Source organism: Pseudoroseomonas cervicalis (assembly GCF_030818485.1).
In the GTDB taxonomy this organism is placed as follows: domain Bacteria; phylum Pseudomonadota; class Alphaproteobacteria; order Acetobacterales; family Acetobacteraceae; genus Pseudoroseomonas; species Pseudoroseomonas cervicalis_A.
Genome location: NZ_JAUTAJ010000004.1, coordinates 1,421,329 through 1,441,851, shown reverse-complemented (window position 1 = coordinate 1,441,851; position 20,523 = coordinate 1,421,329). Strand labels below are relative to the sequence as shown.

14 protein-coding genes are annotated in these 20,523 nt (G+C 73.9%); 2 read left to right on the top strand and 12 right to left on the bottom strand.

The genetic code is table 11. The features are described 5' to 3' along the window. Positions 1 to 219 precede the first annotated feature (219 nt). Positions 220 to 615: a DUF6165 family protein gene (locus QE401_RS10575; protein ID WP_307138170.1), complete on the top strand. Its 396-nt coding sequence runs from the start codon at positions 220 to 222 to the stop codon at positions 613 to 615. 323 nt (positions 616 to 938) lie between these two features. On the opposite strand, the gene QE401_RS10570 is transcribed toward QE401_RS10575, so the two are convergent. The 4 genes from QE401_RS10570 to QE401_RS10555 form a co-directional block, all read right to left on the bottom strand. Further along, the gene (locus tag QE401_RS10570) at positions 939 to 4,022 is read right to left on the bottom strand and encodes a glycosyltransferase (RefSeq protein WP_307138169.1); all 3,084 of its coding nucleotides are present in this window, start codon (positions 4,020 to 4,022) and stop codon (positions 939 to 941) included. Between the two features lie 3 nt (positions 4,023 to 4,025). Then, positions 4,026 to 5,270: a glycosyltransferase gene (locus QE401_RS10565; RefSeq protein ID WP_307138168.1), complete on the bottom strand. Its 1,245-nt coding sequence runs from the start codon at positions 5,268 to 5,270 to the stop codon at positions 4,026 to 4,028. Further along, complete coding sequence (locus QE401_RS10560) at positions 5,263 to 6,957, bottom strand: glycosyltransferase family 2 protein (RefSeq protein ID WP_307138167.1); 1,695 nt, start codon at positions 6,955 to 6,957, stop codon at positions 5,263 to 5,265. The genes QE401_RS10565 and QE401_RS10560 overlap by 8 nt, the downstream gene beginning before the upstream one ends. A 209-nt stretch (positions 6,958 to 7,166) precedes the next feature. After that, a complete protein-coding gene (locus tag QE401_RS10555; protein WP_307138166.1) occupies positions 7,167 to 8,600 on the bottom strand; it encodes a mannose-1-phosphate guanylyltransferase/mannose-6-phosphate isomerase in 1,434 nt (477 codons plus the stop codon). A gap of 1,017 nt (positions 8,601 to 9,617) precedes the next feature. Here QE401_RS10555 and QE401_RS10550 point away from each other — a divergent pair. Continuing rightward, the gene (locus QE401_RS10550; protein ID WP_307138165.1) at positions 9,618 to 10,922 is read left to right on the top strand and encodes a UDP-glucose dehydrogenase family protein; all 1,305 of its coding nucleotides are present in this window, start codon (positions 9,618 to 9,620) and stop codon (positions 10,920 to 10,922) included. Positions 10,923 to 10,997: 75 nt separating this feature from the next. On the opposite strand, the gene QE401_RS10545 is transcribed toward QE401_RS10550, so the two are convergent. From QE401_RS10545 to fliF, 8 genes are read right to left on the bottom strand one after another with little or no spacing between them, the layout of a single operon-like run. Next, a complete protein-coding gene (locus tag QE401_RS10545; RefSeq protein ID WP_307138164.1) occupies positions 10,998 to 11,807 on the bottom strand; it encodes a nucleotide-binding protein in 810 nt (269 codons plus the stop codon). Beyond that, a complete protein-coding gene (locus QE401_RS10540) occupies positions 11,804 to 12,775 on the bottom strand; it encodes a flagellar biosynthesis protein FlhF (RefSeq protein ID WP_307138163.1) in 972 nt (323 codons plus the stop codon). The genes QE401_RS10545 and QE401_RS10540 overlap by 4 nt, the downstream gene beginning before the upstream one ends. A 17-nt stretch (positions 12,776 to 12,792) precedes the next feature. Beyond that, positions 12,793 to 14,886, bottom strand: coding sequence for a flagellar biosynthesis protein FlhA (gene flhA, locus QE401_RS10535; RefSeq protein ID WP_307138162.1), 2,094 nt, complete (start codon positions 14,884 to 14,886; stop codon positions 12,793 to 12,795). A gap of 5 nt (positions 14,887 to 14,891) precedes the next feature. After that, positions 14,892 to 16,340: a sigma-54-dependent transcriptional regulator gene (locus QE401_RS10530; RefSeq protein ID WP_307138161.1), complete on the bottom strand. Its 1,449-nt coding sequence runs from the start codon at positions 16,338 to 16,340 to the stop codon at positions 14,892 to 14,894. Positions 16,341 to 16,343: 3 nt separating this feature from the next. Then, on the bottom strand, positions 16,344 to 16,649 hold the full coding sequence (gene fliN, locus QE401_RS10525; RefSeq protein ID WP_307140223.1) for a flagellar motor switch protein FliN: 306 nt from the start codon (positions 16,647 to 16,649) through the stop codon (positions 16,344 to 16,346). A gap of 41 nt (positions 16,650 to 16,690) precedes the next feature. Next, positions 16,691 to 17,572 (bottom strand): hypothetical protein, encoded by an 882-nt coding sequence (locus QE401_RS10520; protein WP_307138160.1) that lies wholly within the window; start codon positions 17,570 to 17,572, stop codon positions 16,691 to 16,693. After that, the gene (gene fliG, locus QE401_RS10515; protein WP_307138159.1) at positions 17,569 to 18,600 is read right to left on the bottom strand and encodes a flagellar motor switch protein FliG; all 1,032 of its coding nucleotides are present in this window, start codon (positions 18,598 to 18,600) and stop codon (positions 17,569 to 17,571) included. The genes QE401_RS10520 and fliG overlap by 4 nt, the downstream gene beginning before the upstream one ends. After that, positions 18,597 to 20,315, bottom strand: a complete 1,719-nt coding sequence (fliF, locus tag QE401_RS10510) for a flagellar basal-body MS-ring/collar protein FliF (RefSeq protein WP_307138158.1) — start codon at positions 20,313 to 20,315, stop codon at positions 18,597 to 18,599. The genes fliG and fliF overlap by 4 nt, the downstream gene beginning before the upstream one ends. Positions 20,316 to 20,523 lie beyond the last annotated feature (208 nt).

Sequence of the window (20,523 nt, the reverse complement as noted above, 5' to 3'; positions counted from 1 at the left end):
GGCGAGCTGCGTCGTGATGCGGACGCTCCGCGCGGTTGCGCCGGGGCGCTGCAACCTTGGGTAGGTCGACGGCAACTTCCTGGATTCTGCAACGATCTTGCCATAGGCTTTGGCAAAGAAGGGCGCTTCCATGGGATCGGGAAAGAAACTAGGAGTCATGCCCAAGGCGCAGCTTAGCGTCCGAAGCCTGTCTGCATTTGCGCACGAAAAGGATCGATCATGACGCAGGATATTCTGGTTCCGACCTCCGTCGGCGAGCTGATCGACAAGATCACGATCTTGGAACTGAAGATGCGCCACATCAAGGATGCGGCGAAGCTCGCCAATGTGCGGGTCGAGCTGCAGGCGCTGCAGGACACCTTCGCGCCGATCCTGGCCAAGGCGCCGGCCGAGGCGCCGGCGCTGGTGGACCGTCTGCGGGAGATCAATGGCAAGCTCTGGGTCATTGAGGACGACATCCGCGAATGCGAGCGCAAGAAGGATTTCGGCGAGACCTTCATCAGCCTGGCGCGCGCCGTCTACTTCACCAATGACGACCGCGCTGCCGTCAAGCGCGAGCTGAATGTCATGCTCGGCTCCCGCTTCGTCGAAGAGAAATCCTACGCCGCCTACTGAGGCGCCTGGACTGCGCCCCGCCGCGGCCGCTGCGGCCGCCCGGGCCGCCGCTGCTTCGGGCGGCTGCCCGGGGGGGGTGACGGGCGGCGGCTTCCCGCCGGCCGAGGCTCGCCGCCTGCCGCCCGTACCGCCCGCCCGGGCCTGATTTCTAGGTGGTGTCGCGGGCCGGCCCGGCCTGGCGGCGCCGCGTGCCGGAGCGGGGGGTGCGGCCAGATCCGCCGCATCGGGCAGGGGCCGGCGGGATGCGTGGCCCCGCCGCCGGGCATCATCCCGTGCCGGCCGGCCAGCATGCCGCCTGGCGCGCAGGCGGCTGCGCCGCCGCCCTAGGCCTGGCCGGCAGGCGCCGCGGCGGCGAAGGACCGCCGCCTGGCCCAGACATCGCGGTACAGCCGGTCGTAATCGGCCGCCATGGCGGCATTGCTGCGGCTGCTCCCCTCGCCCTCCTGCCAGGCGCGGACCTCCCGCAGCCGGGCGCCGACCGTCTCCGGCCCGGCGAGGCTGTCCAGGATCGCCGCCAGCAGCGTCTCCGCCGGCTGCGGCGGGAACAGCCAGCCGCCGCCATGCCGCCGGATGCGCTCGCCCACCGCGCCGAGGTCGAGCGCCAGCACCGGCAGGCCGGCCGCCCACATCTCGGTCAGCGTGTGGCAATAGGTCTCCGGCCAGACCGAGAACACCGCGCCGAGCTGCGCCCCGATGCGGCGGACATGGTCGAGGAAATCCTCCCGGCGGTAGCGGCCATGCAGCACCAGCCCCGGCATCGGCTGCAGCCAGCCATGATCGCCCAGGATGTGGAATTCCAGCCGGGCGCCGCCATCCAGCTCCGCCATGCGGCGGACCAGATCGCCGCCCTTGGCCGGGGAGATGTTGCCCGGCACCAGGATGCGCAGCGGGCCCGCGCCGGGCGCCGTCGCTGCGGGGGGCAGGAATTCGGCGAAGTCGCGCCCATGCGGCAGCACGCGCCAGTCATGCGCCGCCAGGCCGGGCAGGTGCCGCGCGATCAGCGCATGCGCGCTGTCGGCGGTGGTGACGAAGGCGTCGGCCGGCGCCAGGGCCTGCTGCATCATCGCCCGCCAGCGCGGCACGAACTGGCCGCGCAGCGGCGGCACCCAGTCGGCCGGCCACAATTCGGCGCGGCATTCGCCCTCGCCGCGGGCGCAGTCGCCGGCGCAATGCCGCATCGCCCCGTCCAGCAGCTTGATGGTCGGGCAGAGGCTGTAGAAATCGTGGAAGGAATGCACCACCGGAATGCCGAGCGCCGCCGCCACCGCCGGCAGGCCGAGCCCGTGCCAGGCCAGGTGGCGGATATGCACCAGCTCGATCGCATGGCGCAGCAGCCAGGCGGCGACGCATTCGTCATAGGCCGCGCTGCGATGCGTGCCGGGATGCAGCGCCGTCGGCAGCACCGCCTGGTCCACCGGCTGCAGCTCCTGCCGCTCCAGCCGCTGCAGGCTCAGCACCCGGCCGTCGCTGCGCAGCAGCCAGGGCTCGTAGCGATCCTCCAGCGTCCGCATCAGGTCGAGATTGGTCTGCGGCGTGCCGCCGGTCTCGGTCGAGATGACGTAGAGGATGCGGGGGCGGGGCGGCCGCGCGGCGTCGCGGAAGGCGCGGCGGACGCGCCAGCGCATGGCGGGCAGCTGTTCATGCGCCGGCAGGGCGCGGACCAGGGCCGAGTATTCCGGATAGCGCGCATCGACCACGGCGCGCCCGGCCGCCAGCAGCGCCGCCTTGGCGGCGCCGAAGCTGGCGGATTGGCGGTGCGGCATGTAGGTGCGGTCGTCGATCACATGCCGCCAGCCCGCCCGCGCGGCCCGCATGCAGAACTCATTCTCCTCGCCATAGCCGCGCGGGAAGGCCTCGGCGTCCAGCGGGCCCACCGCGTCCAGCGCGGCGCGGCGGATGTAGAGGCAGAAGCCATGCCCGGTCGGCATCTCCGGATAGACCGCCGGGGAGTGCTGCATGACCAGGCGCGACACCTGGCTCGGCGTCAGCCCGGGCGGGGTGTCGTTGCGCCGGTTCAGCTCCGGGGCGGAGAAGGCGCCGGCATTGTCCGAGAGCGGCGAGGCGGTGGCGATGTCGGGGCCGGAATAGGCGGCCAGCACCAGATTCTCCAGCCAGCGCTCGGGCGGCAGCGTGTCGGAGTTCAGCAGCACCACATCGTCGCGGCCGGCGAGCGCGATGCCGCGGTTGCAGGTGGCGGTGAAGCCCAGATTGCTGTCGTTGCGCAGGATCCGCAGCCCGGGCCGGCCGGCATGGCGGGCCAGCACCGCGCCCACCGCCGGGTCCGGGCTGGCATCGTCGATGACGATCAGCTCGGCCCCCGGGCCGGTATGCGCCAGCACCGCCTCCAGGCATTGCGCCAGCTCCTCGGCGGCGTTGTAGACGGGGATGACGATGGCGACCCGCGGCCGCCCGGCGGCCAGGCCGCGCCAGGGCGCGGCGCCGGCCCCGCGCTGCGGCGGCAGCCCCTCGATCCGGACCGGGGTGCCGGGCAGGGGCTCCGCCTCGCCCATCACCCGGGCCTCCAGCAGGATGCTGTCGGCGTCGTGCGGCGAGACCTGCAGCGGCAGCGCGAAGCCGCCGGCGCCGGTGGTCACGCCCTTCTCCAGCAGGTCCTTGCGGCCGCGCTCCGCCAGCAGCTGGGCATAGGGGATGCCCTCGATGCGCAGCTCGACCAGCGGCACGGCATAGGGGTGCTCGCGCATCGCCGCCCAGCCGCGCACCAGGCCCCTGGCATGCCCCTCCAGCCGGCCATGCGACAGCGGGGCGAGCGGCATCTCGCGCCGCGACAATTCCTGCCCGGAGCTGCGCAGCACCAGGGTGCAGGCGGCGCCCTCGCGGAAGGGCAGCAGCGGGTCCAGCTGCGCCGCGATCTCGGCGGCGGAGAGGGCGAAGCCCAGCTTGCGCCCGGGCAGCGGCACGCCGCCGGTCAGGTCGGGGCGGTCCAGGGTGAAGCTGAGGGTGAAGCGGGCGCCGAGCCCTTCCAGCTCCAGCTCCGCCTGGCTGTCGCTGTGCCACAGGCCGGGATCATAGACCCAGCCGGACATCCCGGCCTGGGAGCCGCGCTCGATATGGCCGCTCGGCCGGTAGGGCCGCCAGCGATCGGCCGCCGCGCTGACCAGCGGCGCCGGCAGCCCCGGCAGGGTCAGGTGCAACGGCTCGGCCGTGGCGTCCTGCGGCAGCGGGAAATCCTGCCGGAAGGCGCGGAATAGCGGCCCGGCCGGATCCGCCGGCAGGTCGGGCCGGCTGAACCACTGGGTGATGGCGAAGCGCTGCCCGGCGATCTCCAGCCAGACCGGATCCGGCCAGTCATGGCCGGGCGGGCAGGCCAGCCAGCCATCCACCATGATGAAGCCGGAGCCGGCCAGCATGGCATCGAGGGCGCCGTGGCAGCCGGGAGGCGGTGCCATGGCTCAGCCCCCGCCCTCATAGAGCGCCAGCAGGCGGTCCAGCCCATCCCGCGGCGCCGGGGGCGGCGGCAGCGCCGCCTGCAGGGCGGGCAGGCAGCCTTCCTCGGTCGCGGCGCGGATCAGCAGCTGCGCCAGGTCGAGCGCGCTGCCCGGCCGGAACAGCAGCCCGTCCACCCCGTCGCGCACCGCCTCGGCGACGGCGCCGAGCCGGGGGCCGATCACCGGGCGGTGGGCGGCCCGGGCCAGGGCCAGGGTCTGGCCGGGATCATCCCACCCCGCCTCGGTCACCAGCAGCGCCTGGGCCGGCTGCAGCGCGGCGAGGCGGTGGCGATGGCCCGCCGGCAGCGGGGCCAGGCTCAGCCAGGGCGCGGCGGCGGCGATGCGGCGGGCGGTCTCCGCATGGCCGGCCAGGTCGGGCGCGCCGCACAGCTCGATCCGCAGCGGCAGCCCGGCCGGCAGCAGGTCGCAGGCGGCGAGCAGCAGCTCCAGCCCGGCGCCGGGGCCGCCGGCCTCCCGCGCGCCGTCGCTGGCGGGGAAGGGGCCCAGCCAGGCCAGGCGCAGCATGCCGGGCGGTGGCGGGGCCGGATCCGGCGCCGGATCCGGCGCCAGGGCCGGCAGCACATGCAGCCGCTCCGCCGGGATGCCCCATTCGGCATGGCGGGCGGCGCTGAAGGCGGTGGGGCAGAGCAGCGCATCCGGCTCGGCCAGGAAACGCAGCGCCACGATGCGGCGCAGATGCACATCCTCCGCCGAGCGCTCCGGGAAGAAGCGGCGCGCCGCCTCCGGATCCGCCGCCGCCTCCAGCAGGGCGAGGGCCGGCGCCGGGCCCTGCCCGCAGGGCAGCAGATGGTCGTGCAGCGTCAGCAGCAGCCGCGCCCCGGGCAGCGCGCGGCGCAGCAGCAGCAGGCCCTCGAGCCCGAAGCTGGCCGGGTGCTGCAGATGGACGATGTCGGGCCGCCAGCCCTGCAGCACCCGGGTGAGGGCCGCGGGCAACCCCGCCTCCGGGCAGGACAGGAAGAAGGGATCGACCCAGGGCTGGCGGTGGAAGAACACGTCCGCCGCCGCCCGCTGGAACAGGTCCACGCCGAGCGGTGCCGCGGCGGCCGGGGCGGTCAGCAGGCACAGGCTGTCCATCGCCGCTGCACGCAGCGCGGCGTGCAAATCGAGGGCGGCCCGCGTGGCGGCCTGGCCGGGGCCGGCGCCGATCACCAGGACGCGGCGGCCGGCCGCGGAAGGCGCGTCATTCATGCGTCATCTCGATCCGGTCCTGCCAGCGGCCGGCGAAGGTCGCGGCGTTCAGCAGGCTCAAATTCCTGCGCCATGGTTCTGCGTCGCTGCCCTGGGACTGGCGCTCGAGATGCCAGAGCCGCACCGCGCGGTCGACGCAGCAGCGCAGGCCGCGGGCCAGCACGCGGCGGCACAGATCGGCGTCCTCGAAATCGCCGATGACATAGGCGGGGTCGAAGCCGCCGAGTTCGAGCGCCACCTCGCGCCGCAGCGCCATGCAGGCGCCGGTGACGGCGGGCACGTCGAGCAGGCCGGGCGCCGCCTCCGGCGGGTGCAGGCCCTTGCCCAGATGGCGCGGGAAGGGCCAGCCGGCCAGGCCGGGCTGCGGCACGAACCACATGCCGTCATGCTGCAGCGTGCCATTGGCGAAGAGCAGCCGCGCCCCGACCACGCCGATCCCGGCATCGGCGTCCAGGCGGGCGACCAGCCGGTCGAGCCAGCCGGTGTCGAGGGGGAAGGCATCGGAGTTGAGGAAGCAGACATGCCGGCCGCGCGCGGCGGCGAGGCCGAGATTGCTGGCGCCGCCGAAGCCCTGCCGCCGCTCCGGCAGCAGCAGCCGCAGCGGCAGGCCGAAGCGGGCCTGCGCCGAGCGCGCCAGCTGCTCCGCCTCCTCGGCCTGGGCGGGATTGTCGAGCACGTAGATCAGCTCGTCCTGGTCGAGGCCGCCCTGGCTGAACAGCGCCGCCTGGAAGGCCATGAAGTCGAGCCGGCCATAGAGCGGGATGACGAGGCTGGCCCGCGGCGCCGGAAGGGGTTCGCCGAAGCGCCGCTCCCGATGCGCCAGCGGCCGCGCCGCCAGCTCGGCCTGCAGCGCCAGCAGCGGTGTGGCCAGCAGGCGCGAGAAGACCGGGCCGATCTCCTCCGGCGCCGGGCAGGCCAGGCCCAGCCAGTGCTGGATGGTCTCCAGCGCCACCGGCATCGCCGGGGGCAGCGGCAGCCGCCGCGTCGTGCCATCCGCCAGCGCCAGGCTCACCCAGCGGGGCGGCGTCTTCGCCGCGCTCCCCACGAGGTCGCCGGCGGCGAGCAGCGGGCGGCCGGGGGCCGGCGCCTCGGTCTCGCGGGCCGTCAGGAGGGCGAGGGGCGGGCAGAGCCAACCCTCCTGCTCGGGCCGCAGGGCCAGCGCCTGGCCGTCCGGATCGTCGAGCCGGCCCTGCAGCAGCAGGGTGCCGCCGGCCGCGAGGCTGGCTTTCAGCGCCAGCCGCGGCGCCGGCTGCTCCGGCGCGGCCGGCGCCGCCGCGGGCAGGCGGAGCAGGATGGAGGGGGCGCGCTCCAGCTCGGCGATGCCCCGCAGCCCGGCGCAGGGTTCGAAGAGCAGCTCGGCCAGCGTGTCGTCGCCCCGCATCACGCCGATCTCGGCGCCCTGCGCCGTGAAGGCGACGCGCAGCCGCAGCGTGGCGCCGGTATCCTCCGGCAGCTCCAGGATCCGCTCGGCGCCCCAGCTCTCCCCGTCATGCCGGTTGACCGCGAGCTGCCGCTGGTTCCGGCGCGGCTGGATGTGCAGGATGATCTGGCCGCGCAGCCGGTAGTTGACGCTGCGGAGATAGAGAAGGTCGTTGTCCTGGAACAGGATTTCCTGCACCGCGCCGCGCTGGATCACAACCTTGTCGGGAACCGGGGGCAAGGCGAGCTCATGCGGTCTGGTCGTCATGCAGCATTCTGTCCGTGGTGCGGGCGCGAGGCGGGCCGCGCCCTGGATCGGGTGGCCATCCTGATCGGGTGAAAAGCGGCGAGCGTCAAGCCGCGTCTCCTCACCGCCCGCAATGCGGCGCCACCCGCCGCACCGCACCGGCGGCGGCCAGGACGAAGCGGACCCACATGGCACCCTCCCTTTGCGGGACGGTGCCATGCTAGGCCGGTTCAGGCGCGCCCGTAAGTGTCCTCGAAGCGGACGATGTCGTCCTCGCCGAGATAGGAGCCCGACTGCACCTCGATCAGGGTGAGCGGGATCATGCCGGGGTTCTCCATGCGGTGGACGCAGCCCAGCGGCAGGTAGATGGATTCATTCTCGCGCAGCATGATGCGCTCGGCATCGCGCTCGACGATGGCGGTGCCGGCCACCACCACCCAGTGCTCGGCGCGGTGGTAGTGCTTCTGCAGCGACAGCTTCTGCCCGGGCTTGACCGAGATCTTCTTCACCTGGAAGCGGTCGCCCTTGATCAGCCCCTCGTAATGGCCCCAGGGGCGGTACATGCGGCGATGCTCGGTGGCCTCGGGGCGGCCCTGCGCCTTCAGCTGCTCGAGCAGCTTCTTGACGTCCTGCGCATGGTCGCGATGCATCGCCAGCACGGCGTCGTCGGTGACGACGATGACGGCATCCTCGAGCCCGACCACGCCGGTCAGCATGCCCTCGCTGCGGACATAGGAGTTGCGGGTGTTGTACAGCGCGACCGGCCCCTGCACCGCATTGCCCTGGGCATCCTTGGGCGAGACCTCCCACAGCGCCGCCCAGGAGCCGACATCGGACCAGCCGAGCGCCGCGGGCACCACCGCGGCGCGGTCGGTCTTCTCCATCACCGCGTAGTCGATGGAGATGTCGGGGGCCAGCGCGAAGGCGGCCGGGTCGAGGCGGATGAAGTCGAGATCGCGCGTCGCGCCCTCGACCGCGGCGCGCACCGCGGCCAGCAGATCGGGCGCCAGCCGCTCCAGCTCGGAGAGCAGCGTCGCGGCGGTGGCGACGAACATGCCGGAATTCCACAGATGCCGGCCGCCGGCCAGGAATTCGGCGGCGCGCGCCGCATCCGGCTTCTCGACGAAGCGGGTGATGGCGGAGACCCCCTCGACCCCCGGCAGCGCGGCGCCGGCCTCGATATAGCCATAGCCGGTCTCGGCGGCGGTGGGCCGCATGCCGAAGGTGACGATATGGCCCGCCCGCGCGGCCTCGGCGGCGCGGGCGAGGGCCGCGTGCAGCGCCAGCGTGTCGCTGATCGCGGCATCGGCCGGCATCAGCCACAGCACGTCCTGCGGGTTCGCCTCATGCGCCAGCAGGGCGGCGGCGGCGATGGCGGGGGCGCTGTTGCGCGCCACCGGCTCCAGCACGATGCGCGCCTCCCCGACCGCCGCCTCGCGCAGCTGCTCGGCGATCAGGAAGCGATGCGCCTGGTTGCTGATCACCAGCGGCGCCGCGAAGCCTGTGCCGCTGGCCCGCGCCGCGGTGTCCTGCAGCATCGTCCGGCGCGACAGCAGCGGCCAGAACTGCTTCGGGAAGCCCTCCCGCGACAGCGGCCACAGCCGGCTGCCCGTGCCGCCGCACAGGATGACGGGCACGATGGCGCCCGGGTGCGTCTCTGCCATGTTGGTGTCCTTGATGTCCTGCATGTGTCACGAGGGCCGGTGTGCCGACGCAAGGTTGCGCATGCCCCGGGCAAGCGGCGTGCCAGGGGAGCGGGGATGGAGATCGCGCGCCACCGGGACGGAGGCGCGATGCCGCGCTTGCGCGCGCGGCCCGAGTCGGCCATTTTTGTTCTTAACAAGAAACGATTCGCCTCGCGTCGGAATGGCGCTGCCCGGTCCCTGGCCATGTCGGCATGTGGCGGTGGCTGATGTCGGGCCGGGGCGATTCATATCCGTCTCGAAAGGTTCGGATGCGGTGCGGATCATCCGTTCCATCCGTGCTAGCTTGCGGCGGAGACGACAGAAAGAGGAAAAGCGCAGGTCAAGATTGCAGGGGCGTGACGAGCGCCGAGGCGGGAGGAGGCGCATATGCCCGCTGCGCGGCATGCCGGTGCCTCAAAGCGAAGCGGAGCGCGCCGACGAAACGAGACGCAGACACGCGATTTCCCGAGGGCCGCGACCTTCCTGCCGGTGACTGCAAAATTGCGCGATCAGCAGAAGGGGGACCACAGGGTGCCGGTCCGGACGCGGGGCTCTGCACGCATGACGGGTGCGGCGGCCCGCGCTGCGCGCCTGCGTTGCGCCGCAGCCTTCCTTCCCGCAAGAATCGAGAGCTTCACAATGCAGAGATGGCAGCAGGGAAAACCCGCCGGATGCGCGGCGCGGGCGCAGGGCGCCGCCACATCGCCCCGTCGCGCAGCGAAGGCAGGGGGCGCCGCCGCTGCGCGCAAGGGGCTTCACCTTGACCATCCCCTCCTGTATCAAGGTGCAGCGCAACAAGGCTGTGCCATGCCGTCTGGAGAGATCTCTTTCTTGCGGGAGCGCGGAGTGTTCCTGGAATGCTCCTCCCGAAGCCCGATGGCTCCGGGGGCACAGGCGGGCATCAATATTGCTTTCCAGTAACGTTCTGCTCCGCGGCGGATCTCCGGATGGCCGTATGCAGGCCCCGCCACGACACTCTGAGGATCTGAGGTCGAAATGAAAATCACCGTGATCGGGGCCGGCTATGTCGGCCTTGTCTCCGGCGCCTGCTTCGCCGAGTTCGGCGTCGATGTCTGCATCGTCGACACGGATGCCAGCAAGATCGAGGCGCTGCGCGAGGGCCGCATCCCGATCTACGAGCCCGGGCTCGACCGGCTGGTGGAGGAGAATGCGCGCGACGGCCGCCTGACCTTCACCACCGAGCTGACCGAGGCGATGCAGGGCGCCGAGGCGGTGTTCCTGGCGGTCGGCACGCCCACCCGGCGCGGCGATGGCCATGCCGACCTGACCTATGTCTTCGCCGCGGCCGAGCAGGTGGCCAAGGCCGCCGAGAAGCCGATCGTGCTGGTCACCAAATCGACCGTGCCGGTGGGCACCGGCCGCCGCGTGAAGGAGATCGTCCGCGCCGCCCGCCCGGATCTGGAGATCGAGGTCGCCTCGAACCCGGAATTCCTGCGCGAGGGCAGCGCCATCGGCGATTTCATGCGGCCCGACCGCGTGGTCGTGGGCGTCGATTCCGAGCGCGCGCTGGCCGTGCTGAAGCGCCTCTACCGCCCGCTCTACCTGATCGAGACGCCGGTGGTCGCCACCAGCATCGAGACGGCGGAGCTGATCAAATACGCCTCCAACGCGTTCCTGGCGGTGAAGATCACCTTCATCAACCAGATGGCCGATCTCTGCGAGAAGGCCGGCGCCAATGTGCATGACGTGGCGCGCGGCATGGGGCTCGATGGCCGCATCGGCCGCAAATTCCTGCATGCCGGGCCGGGCTATGGCGGTTCCTGCTTCCCCAAGGACACGCTGGCCCTGGCCCGCTCGGCGCAGGAGCTGGGCGCGCCGGTGACCATTGTCGAGCAGACCATCGCCGCCAATGACGCCCGCAAGGCGCAGATGGCCGAGCGCGTGGTCGCCGCCTGCGGCGGCACGGTGGCGGGCAAGACCATCGCGGTGCTCGGCGTCACCTTCAAGCCGGAGACGGATGACATGCGCGACGCGCCGTCGCTGGTCATCCTGCCGGCGCTGGCGGCGGCGGGTGCGCGCATCCGCGCCTATGACCCGCAGCCCGCCCATGCGAAGCAGCTGCTGCCCGGCGGCGTCGAGTTCACGGCGAACGCCATGGAGGCGGTGCAGGGCGCCGACGCCCTGGTGCTGATCACCGAATGGAACGAGTTCCGCTCGCTCTCGCCGGAGAAGCTGAAGGCCGCCATGGCCGGCGACGTCATCTGCGACCTGCGCAATGTGTGGGACCCGGCGGCGATGCGCGAGGTGGGCTTCACCTACAGCTCCATCGGCCGCCCGTAATCTTTTCGGTTGGCCGGCCCGGTGGGCCGGCCCAGGGAGCCCCGCCGGCCGTCGGGCCGGCGGGGCTTTTGCGTCTCAGGGGTCGACGGCGCGGGCTAGCAGGGCGACATCCGCCGCCGCCGCCGAATTGGGGTGGCGGCTGAGCAGCGGCGTCTGCCGCCGGATGGTGTCGCGCACCCGCTCATCCCGCCGCACCAGCCCGGCCAGCGGCACGTCGCGCCGCAGGAAGGTGGCGCAGGCGCGCTGCAGCGCCGCCGCGGTGCGCCGGCCGGAGGGGATGTCCACCGCCTGGTTCACCACGATGCGGCAATCGCCGCCCGGCCGGTCGGTGCCGTGCAGCTTCAGCGTGGCATAGGCGTCGGTCAGGCTGGTCGGCTCGTCGGTGGCGACCACCAGCAGCGTGTCGGCCGCCGCCGCCAGGCGCCGCGTCGCCGGCGCCAGCCCGGCGCCGAGATCGAGCAGCACCACATCCCACCGCCCCGTCGCGGCGCGCAGCAGCGCCGCCACATGCTCCACCACCTCGGGCCGGAGGCTGGCCAGCGCGCCGCTGCCGGAACGGCCGGCCAGCACGTCGAAGCCGCCCTCGGCATGGTGCATCACCGCCTGGGTCAGCGCGATCCTGCCGCTCAGCACCGCCTGCAGATCGCGCTCCGGCTGCAGGCCGAGCTGCACGTCGACATTGGCCAGGCCCAGATCGCCATCCGCCAGCAGCACGCGGCGGCCGCGCTGCGCCAAGGTCTGCGCCAGGGTGATGGCCAGCCAGGTCTTGCCCACCCCGCCCTTGCCGGAGGCGATGGCGACCAGCCGGCCCGGGGCGGGGCTCGGGGCCGGGCCGGGCTCGAAACGCGGCTGGGGTTCCGCGCTCGGCGCGAGGTCGGACATCATGCGGATACTCCAGCCGCCAGGGCGGCGGCTCGGGGGGAGGGGGCCAGCCGGTCAGCGGCGTTGGGGTGGTGGCTGCGGCGGCGCAGCCGCGCGGCCAGCCATTCGGCATCGAGCGGCAGCAGCCCGCCGGCGGCTTCCGGCCCGGTGCCGGCAACGGTTAGCACCAGCCCGCCGGCATGGGCCGCGGCCAGCACGCCGCCCAGCCGCCGCGCCGCATCCAGCCGCGTCGGCAGCATATGGGTGGCGCCCAGCGCGCGGAAGGCGCGGGCCAGCTCGGTCGCCTCGGAACAGTCGAGGCCGGCCGGCAGCACCAGCACCACGGCGGCGCGGGTGGCGGCGATCAGCGCCGCCAGCATGCGCGCCTGGGCCGGCTCGAAGGGGTCGACGCCCGGCGTGTCGATCAGCACCGCGCCGCCCGGCGGGCGCAGCGCGATGGCCTGCAGGGCGGCGGCCGGGGTGGTGGCCTGGGCCAGCGGCGCGTGCAGCACCTCGGCGACACCCAGCAGCTGCTCGGCTGCCCCCGGGCGCTGCTGGTCGGCATTCAGCAGCAGCGGCGGCGGCTCGCCCTCCAGCACATGCTGGGCGGCAAGCTTGACCAGCGTCAGCGTCTTGCCCGCGCCCGGCGGGCCGGCCAGCAGCAGCGGCCGCTGGCCGAGCGGCGGCAGCCCGCCGAAGCGGAAGGCGGCCGACAGCGTCGCCTCCAGCGGGCCCGCCATCAGCCGCTCCCGCAGGGTCGCGGGCAGATTGTGGAAGGTCAGCGCCGCCGCCTCGGCGCGCGGCTCCGGCGCGGGGGCGGGCTCCACCGCCGGCAGCGGCTCATCCGCCGGGTCGGTCTCCAGCGCCGCCGTCGCCTCGAAGCCGCCATTGACCCGGCGCGAGGAGAGCAGCACCGCGTCCGGGCCGAGCTCGGCGGTCAGGCGACGCATCGCCTCGGCCATGGTGGCGGCGCGGATGACGCGGATGCGCATGGCGGTCTAGGCCTGGCTCAGACGCTGCCGAGGACGCGGATGCGCGCCCGCGGATGGATCTCGGCCTGGGCCAGCACGGTGGTGCTGGGGCGGAAGCGCTCCACCACCGCCCGCACATGCGGCCGGATGCCGCCCGAGCAGACCAGCGCCGGCATGTCGCCGGCATTGCCGGCGCGGTCCAGCGCCTGGCGCAGGCGCTGCGCGAATTCGTTGACCCGGCTGGGGGCGAGGGCCAGCTGCTTCTCCTCCGGCGGGCCGATCAGCGCCTCGGCGAAGGCGGCCTCCCATTCGGCGCCCAGCGTCAGCAGCGGCACATCGCCCTGCGGGCCGCGCGCCGCCTCGGTCAGCTGGCGGGCCAGCCGGGCGCGCACGGTGGCGACGATGCTGGTCAGCCCGCGCGGCACGCCGCCCGCCGTCGCCTCCTGGATGCCCTCCAGGATGGTCGGCAGGTCGCGGATCGAGACGCGCTCGGCCAGCAGCGTCTGCAGCACGCGCTGCACCGTGCCGATGCTGGCCTGGGCCGGGATCAGGTCGGCCACCAGGCGCTTGTTGTCGTCCGGCAGCCCGTCCAGCAGGCGGCGCGTCTCGGCATGGCTCAGCAGGTCGGCCATGTTCTCGCGCACCACCTCGGTCAGGTGGGTGACCAGCACGCCGGCCGCATCCACCACGGTGCAGCCGCGCGCCAGCGCCTGCTCGCGCAGCCGCTCCTCGATCCACAGCGCCGGCAGGCCGAAGGCGGGCTCCTGGCATTTCTCGCCCGGGAAGGGCGGCAGCTTGCCGGTGGGGTCGATGGCCAGCAGCATCGGCGGCTTCACCTCGCCGCGCGCCGCCTCGACCTCCTTCACCCGCACCAGATAGCCATGCGGCGCCAGCTGCATGTTGTCCTGCACCCGCACCGAGGGCAGCACGAAGCCCATCTCCTGCGCGAAGCTCTTGCGCAGCGAGCGGATCTGCTCGGTCAGCCGCGGCTGGTCGCCGGAGGCGAGCGAGAGCAGGCCATAGCCGATCTCGAGCCGCAGCAGGTCGAGCTTCAGCGCCTCGGCCACCGGCGCGTCCTCGTTCACCACCTTGGGCGGCGGCGGCTTCGGGCGGGCGGCGATCAGCGCGGCGTTGCGCTCGGCGCGGTGGCGCACCACCGCCAGCCCGCCGGCGGCGCCGGCCAGGCCCAGGAAGGGCAGCGCCGGCATGCCCGGCATGGCGGCCAGAAGCAGCGCGCTGCCGGCGGCGATGGCCAGCGGCTTGGAGGCGCCGCCGAGCTGGCCGGCCAGCATCTGGTCGGCGCGGCCCTCGGTGTTGCCCTTGGTCACCACGATGCCGGCGGCGACCGAGATCAGCAGCGAGGGGATCTGCGTCACCAGGCCGTCGCCCACGGTCAGCGTCGCGAAGGTCTCCACCGCGTCGCCGAAGGACATGCCGTGCCGGCCGAGGCCGACGGCGAGCCCGCCCAGGAGGTTGATGCCGGTGGTGATGAGGCCGGCGATGGCGTCGCCGCGGACGAATTTCGCGGCGCCGTCCATGGCGCCGAAGAAGCCGCTCTCCTCCTCCAGCTCGCGCCGGCGGCGGCGCGCCTCGGTCTCGTCGATCAGCCCCGCCGAGAGGTCGGCATCGATCGCCATCTGCTTGCCGGGCATGGCGTCCAGGCTGAAGCGCGCCGCCACCTCGGCGATGCGGCCCGAGCCCTTGGTGACCACCATGAAGTTGACCAGCAGCAGGATGGCGAAGACCACCAGCCCGATCAGCACGTCGCCGCCCATCAGGAAGGCGCCGAAGGCGGAGATGACGCCGCCCGCCGCCCCCACGCCCTCATGCCCATGGCTGAGCACGGCGCGGGTGGTGGCGACGTTCAGCGCCAGGCGCAGCAGCGTGGTCAGCAGCAGGATGGTCGGGAAGGCGGTGAAGTCGAGCGGCCGCTGCAGCAGCAGCGCCACCATCAGCACCAGCACCGAGGCGGTGATCGAGATGGCGAGGCCGAGATCGAGCAGCACGGTGGGCAGCGGCACCACCATGACCATCATCAGCGCGACGACGCCCAGCGCCAGGCTGACATCGCTGCCGAGGCGCAGGCCGCGCAGCGGCCCGGGCAGGGCGAAGGCGAGGCTGCGGCCGGCCATGGCCATCAGCCCGTCGCGGCCAGGGCGCGGCCCTCGCCGGGCGCCGGCACGGCGAGGCCGAGGGCGCGGTAATCCTGCAGCTTGTTGCGCAGCGCGCGGATCGAGATGCCGAGCACCTCGGCGGCGCGGGTGCGGTTGCCCAGGCAATGCGCCAGGGTGCCGAGGATCAGGTCGCGCTCGACCTCCTCCATGCGGCGGCCGACCAGCGCTTCGACGCCCGCTGGCACGGCGGCAGCGGGCGACGCCGCGGGGGCCGGCGCCGCCAGGCCGGCGGGGACGGGGATGTTGGCGTCGAGCCCGGGGGCGGGCAGCGGCGCGGCCTCGGCGGGCAGGGCGGCGGCGGGGGCGGCGCGGCGCAGCTCGATCGCCGCGGCGCCGATCTCCTCGCCGGCGGCCATCAGCACGGCGCGGTGCAGGGCGTTCTCCAGCTCGCGCACATTGCCCGGCCAGTCATGCGCCAGCAGCGCCTGGCGCGCCTCGGCCGAGAGCGGCCGGCGCGGCAGGCCGTTGATCTCGGCGAAGCGGGCGGCGAAGAGATCGGCCAGCGGCAGGATGTCGCCGCGCCGCTCGCGCAGCGCCGGGATGTGCAGCCGCACCACGTCGAGCCGGAAGAACAGATCCTCGCGGAACCGCCCGGCGCGCGCCTCGGCGGCCAGGTCGCGATTGGTGGCGGCCAGGATGCGCACATCGACCTTCACCGGGCGGGTGCCGCCCAGGCGGTCGATCTCGCGCTCCTGGATGGCGCGCAGCAGCTTGGCCTGCAGCCGCAGATCCATCTCGCCGATCTCATCCAGCAGCAGCGTGCCGCCCTCGGCCTGCTCGAATTTTCCCTTCCGCGCGGCGACGGCGCCGGAGAAGGCGCCCTTCTCATGGCCGAACAGCTCGCTCTCCAGCAGGCTCTCGGGCAGCGCCGCGCAGTTCAGCGCGACGAAGGGGCCCGAAGCGCGGCGCGAGGCGGCGTGGATGCGGCGCGCCATCAGCTCCTTGCCGGTGCCGCTCTCGCCGGTGATCAGCACCGAGGCCTCGGCGCGCGCCACCTGGTCGGCGCGGGCGAAGAGCGTGGCCATGGCCGGGTCGCGCGCGGCGGGGGGCGTGTCCTCGCTCGCCTCGCCGGCGGCGGCCTGCAGCATGGCGGCGATCAGATCGGCATCGGGCGGCAGGGGGAGGAAGTCGCGGGCGCCGGCGCGGATGGCGCGCAGCGCCGCTTGCGGATCGGTCTCCGGCCCGCAGGCGACCAGCGGGCAGGCGATGCGCTCGGCGGCCATGGCGCGCACCAGCCAGCCGATATCGTGGTGCAGCTCGCACAGCACCACATCGGCGCCCTCGGCGCGCAGCCGGGCGAGGGCGGCGGTCACCCCCTCCACCTGCGCGACCGCGGCGCCGCGCGCCTGCGCCATGCGGGCGGCCTGGCCCAGCTCGGCGGCCAGCGTGCCGACGATCAGCACCCGGGGCATGGCTCAGCCCACCCGGTCGGTCTTGACGATCTCGGTCATGGTGACGCCGAGGCGGTTCTCGCCCACCATCACCACCTCGCCACGCGCCACCAGGCGGTTGTTGACGTAGATGTCCACCGCCTCGCCCAGCTTGCGGTCCAGCTCCACCACCGCGCCGCGGCCCAGCTTCAGCAGCTGGCTGACCTGCATGGTGGCGCGGCCGAGCACGGCCGAGACCTGCACGGGGATGTCGTAGACGGCGTTGAGATCGCCCACGCCGCCGCGCCGGGGCTCGGCCTCCGGCGCCTCGGGCAGCTCGCTCAGTGGCATGGCGCCGCGGATCGGGTCCTGCATCTTGCCTTCCCTTCCTGTCAGGTCTGCGCGTTGTCGGTGGCCGTGGGGCCAGTGGCGGCGTCGGTGGCGGCGTCGGTGGCGGCGTCGGTGGCGGCGTCGGATGCCGGCAGCAGGCCGCATTCGGCCAGCGCCCTTGCCACCGCCGCGCGCGCGGCGGCGGCGCTGCGCGTGGCCTCGCCGCCCTGCCAGCGCAGCACGGCATCGCCCGGCTCCAGCGCCGGATCGGCGCCGATGCTGACGGGCAGCCCGGCGAAGCGGGATGCGACCCCCTCCGCCAGGGCGGGCGCCACCCGGACCGACAGCGCGGGTTCCTCCCGCAGCGCCGGCAGCAGGGCGGCGATGAAATGCGCCGCCTCGGCAGCGCCGAGACGGGTGGCCAGGCTCGGCAGCGCGCCCAGCAGCGCGGCCAGCGCCGCCTCGGCGATGGCGCTGGCGCTGGCCTCGGCCACCGCGCGCGCCTCGCGCCCGGCATCGGCCAGCCCCGCCGCGGCCAGGCGCAGCGCGCCGGCGATCGCCGCCTCGCGCTCGGCCTCGGCCGCGGCCCGGCCCTGGGCGATGCCCTCGGCCAGGCCCTGGGCGCGGCCCGCCTCGATGCCCTCGGCGTGGCCGGCCGCATGCCCCTCGGCGCGCGCCGCGGCCAGCGCCGCCAGCAGCTCCGGCGACAGGGCAGGGGCGGCGGGCTCCGGCGCGGCGGCGGCCGGGGCGGCCTGCGCCGCCGGGGCCTCGAGGTCGAGGGCGGTGAACAGATGCACCGGCACGCTGCCGCCGCCCGGCGTCATGCGGCGCGGCGCCGGCGTATTGGCCGCCGCCGCCGGCGGGCGGCGGAACAGGATGGCGTGATGTGCCAGCGGCATCTCGTCGAGGCCGGGCGGCAGGGCGGTGTCGGCGGCGGCGCTCAATACACCATCTCCTCGGCCTTGCCGCCCTCGGCGAGCTGCAGCTCGCCCTGGCTGGCCAGCTCCTTGGCCAGCGCCACCATGGCCATCTGCGCCTCCTCGACATCGCGCAGCCGGGTCGGGCCGAGGGATGCGATGTCGTCGCGCAGCATGCGCGCGGCGCGCTCGGACATGCTCTTGTAGAACTGCTCGCGCAGCGTGTCGGAGGCGCCCTTCAGCGCGATCGCCAGCCGGTCCTTCTCCACCGCGCGCAGCAGCACCTGCATGCCCTGCGGGTCGAGCCGCCTGAGATCCTCGAAGGTGAACATCAGCGAGCGGATGCGCGCGGCCGATTCCGCCGCCTGCTCCTCCAGCGCGCCCATGATGCGCGCCTCGGCGCCGCGGTCGAGATTGTTCATGATCTCGGCCATGACCTCATGCGTGTCGCGGCGGGCGGAGCGCGCCAGGTTCGACATGAACTCGGCCTTCAGCGTGCGCTCGACGCCTTCCAGCGCCTCGGCCTGCGGGCTTTCCATGCGCAGCATGCGCATCACCACTTCCATGGCGAAGCTGTCGGGCAGCAGCGCCAGCACGCGCGCCGCATGGTCGGGCTTCACCTTGGTCAGCACCACGGCGACGGTCTGCGGGTACTCGTTCTTGAGGTAGTTGGCGAGCACCGCCTCGTTCACATTGCCCAGCTTCTCCCACATGGTGCGCCCGGCCGGGCCGCGCAGCTCCTCCATGATCTGGGTGACGCGCTCGCGCGGCAGGGTGCGCAGCAGCAGCCGCTCGGTGGTCTCCCAGCTGCCGATCAGCGCGCCGGCCTGGCCGATCTCCTCGGCGAATTCGCGGCACAGCGCCTCGACCGCCTCGGCCGGCACCGAGCCCAGCTGCGCCATGGCGGCGGAGACGTCGCGCACCTCGTCATCATGCATGCGGCCGAGGATCTTGCCGGCGCGCTCCTCGCCCAGCGCCAGCATCAGCGTCGCCGCCTTCTGCGGGCCGCTCAGGCCGCTGGTCAGGCGGCGCCCGCGCAGGGTGGTCATGCTCATGACTTGGCGGCCTCTTCAGGCGAGAGCCAGCGGCGCACCACCGCCAGCGTCTCCTCGGGGTATTTCTCGACCAGGTCGGTCAGCGAGTTCAGGCTGGAGACGCTGATCTGGCCGCTGACCATGGCGAGGTCGATCATCGCGTGGTCGGCCGGCGCGCCGGCCTCGCCCGCCTCGCCGGCGAGCGCCGCGGCGCCGGCGGCGGCGCCGGCCACGCCCGGCATGCCGGGCAGCGCGCCCTCCGGCGCCGGCAGCGCGCCGCCGAGGCCCGCCGCGCCGGCGCCGGCCAGCGCGCCCACCGGGCGCGGCGCCATGCCGGCGACCAGCCGCTTGGCCACCGGGCGGCCGACGAAGAACACCGCCAGCAGCGCCACCAGGGCGTAGAGCGCGCTCTCCAGCAGCCGCGCGGTCAGCGTCGGCGTCAGCGGCGGCAGGCCGAGCGGGCCGCGCTGGCCCTCGCCATCCGAGCCCCAGCTCGGATCGGCGAAGCGCAGCGACACCACTTCCAGCCGGTCGCCGCGCGCCTCGTTGAAGCCGATGGCGCCGCGCACCAGCGCGCTGATGCGCTCCATCTCCTGCGGCGTGCGCTCGCGGAAGCGCGCCGCGCCGCCATTCTCGCCCGGCTCCCAGACGCCATCGACCAGGACGGCCACCGAGAGGCGGCGCACCACCGGCTGGTCGCGCAGCGTGTTGCGGGTGGTGCGGCCGATCTCGTAATTGACCGTCTCCTCCTGCCGCGCCTCCTGGCTCTGCGGGCCGCTGCTCTGCTGCGCGGGCGGCGCGCCGGGCAGCTGGTTGGCCACCGAGACGTTCTGCTGCTCGCCATTGCGGCTGCTCTCATTCACCGAGGACTGGCTGCGCGGCACCTGGTTCTCGGGGTCGAAGCGCTCCTCGGTGGTCTGGACCCGGTCATGGTCCATCTCGATCGTCGCCTCGGCGCGCACGCGGCCCGGGCCCAGGATGCGCTCCAGCATCTCCTCGACGCTGCGCGACATGCGCATTTCCTGGCTGCGGCGGATTTCCTCCTGGCTCTGCGCCAGGCCGTTGGCGCCGGCCTGGCCGCCGCGCGAGAGCAGCTCGCCACGGCCGTCGACGACCGCGATGTTGCTGGGCTTCAGGCCGGGCACGGCGGCGGCGACCAGGTGCAGCACCGCCTGCACGCCCTCGCGGTCGAGCCGGTGGATGCCGCGCATCTGCAGCACGACGCTCGCCTGGCTCTCGCCGCGATCGCGCGAGAAGGGCTCGCGCCGCGGCAGCACCAGATGCACGCGGGCGGAGGCGACGCCATCCAGCCCGCGGATCGAGCGGGCGATCTCGCCCTCCAGCGCGCGCAGCCGGTTGATGTCCTGCTGGAAGGGGGTGGTGGTCAGCCCGTTCTGGCGGTCGAAGATCTCGTAACCGACGCTGCCGCCGGCGGGCAGCCCGTCGCGGGCGAGGGACAGGCGCAGCCGGGGGATGTCCTCCTCGGGCGCCAGCACCTCGGTGCCGTTGCGGCCGAGGCGATAGGGCACGCGGGCGCGGTCCAGCGCCGCCACGATCTGCGAGGCGTCGCGCTGGTCGAGATCGCCATAGAGCAGCCCCATGGGCGTCGAGGCGGTGCGCAGCGTCAGGAAGCCGATCAGGCCGAGGGTCAGCAATCCGGTGAAGGCGAGGGCGGCGAGCCGCACCGTGCCGAGGGCGCGCAGCGACTCCATCGCGCGGCCGAGGCCGCCGGGCATGCCACGCCCCGGCACCTTGTCATCGCCTGCATCACTCCCCGTCCTGGGGGGCTGAGTCGCCGCATCCACCGTGCCCGCCTCCGCGCACGGCATCCTGCCGCGCCGCAGCACATCTCGCTGGCGGGCGTTGACCAAGTATTAACCGGTGCTTCGGGGGCGGGTGGGGCGGGCCGCGTCGGCGGGCAGTGTGGCGAAAATGCCAGCCTGC

Bases quoted from the DNA above. Each gene is read 5' to 3' on its own strand.
- QE401_RS10575 (WP_307138170.1), top strand. From the start codon at position 220: ATGACGCAGGATATTCTGGTTCCGACCTCCGTCGGCGAGCTGATCGAC.
- QE401_RS10570 (WP_307138169.1), bottom strand. From the start codon at position 4,022: ATGGCACCGCCTCCCGGCTGCCACGGCGCCCTCGATGCCATGCTGGCC.
- QE401_RS10565 (WP_307138168.1), bottom strand. From the start codon at position 5,270: ATGAATGACGCGCCTTCCGCGGCCGGCCGCCGCGTCCTGGTGATCGGC.
- QE401_RS10560 (WP_307138167.1), bottom strand. From the start codon at position 6,957: ATGACGACCAGACCGCATGAGCTCGCCTTGCCCCCGGTTCCCGACAAG.
- QE401_RS10555 (WP_307138166.1), bottom strand. From the start codon at position 8,600: ATGGCAGAGACGCACCCGGGCGCCATCGTGCCCGTCATCCTGTGCGGC.
- QE401_RS10550 (WP_307138165.1), top strand. From the start codon at position 9,618: ATGAAAATCACCGTGATCGGGGCCGGCTATGTCGGCCTTGTCTCCGGC.
- QE401_RS10545 (WP_307138164.1), bottom strand. From the start codon at position 11,807: ATGATGTCCGACCTCGCGCCGAGCGCGGAACCCCAGCCGCGTTTCGAG.
- QE401_RS10540 (WP_307138163.1), bottom strand. From the start codon at position 12,775: ATGCGCATCCGCGTCATCCGCGCCGCCACCATGGCCGAGGCGATGCGT.
- flhA (WP_307138162.1), bottom strand. From the start codon at position 14,886: ATGGCCGGCCGCAGCCTCGCCTTCGCCCTGCCCGGGCCGCTGCGCGGC.
- QE401_RS10530 (WP_307138161.1), bottom strand. From the start codon at position 16,340: ATGCCCCGGGTGCTGATCGTCGGCACGCTGGCCGCCGAGCTGGGCCAG.
- fliN (WP_307140223.1), bottom strand. From the start codon at position 16,649: ATGCCACTGAGCGAGCTGCCCGAGGCGCCGGAGGCCGAGCCCCGGCGC.
- fliG (WP_307138159.1), bottom strand. From the start codon at position 18,600: ATGAGCATGACCACCCTGCGCGGGCGCCGCCTGACCAGCGGCCTGAGC.
- fliF (WP_307138158.1), bottom strand. From the start codon at position 20,315: ATGCCCGGCGGCCTCGGCCGCGCGATGGAGTCGCTGCGCGCCCTCGGC.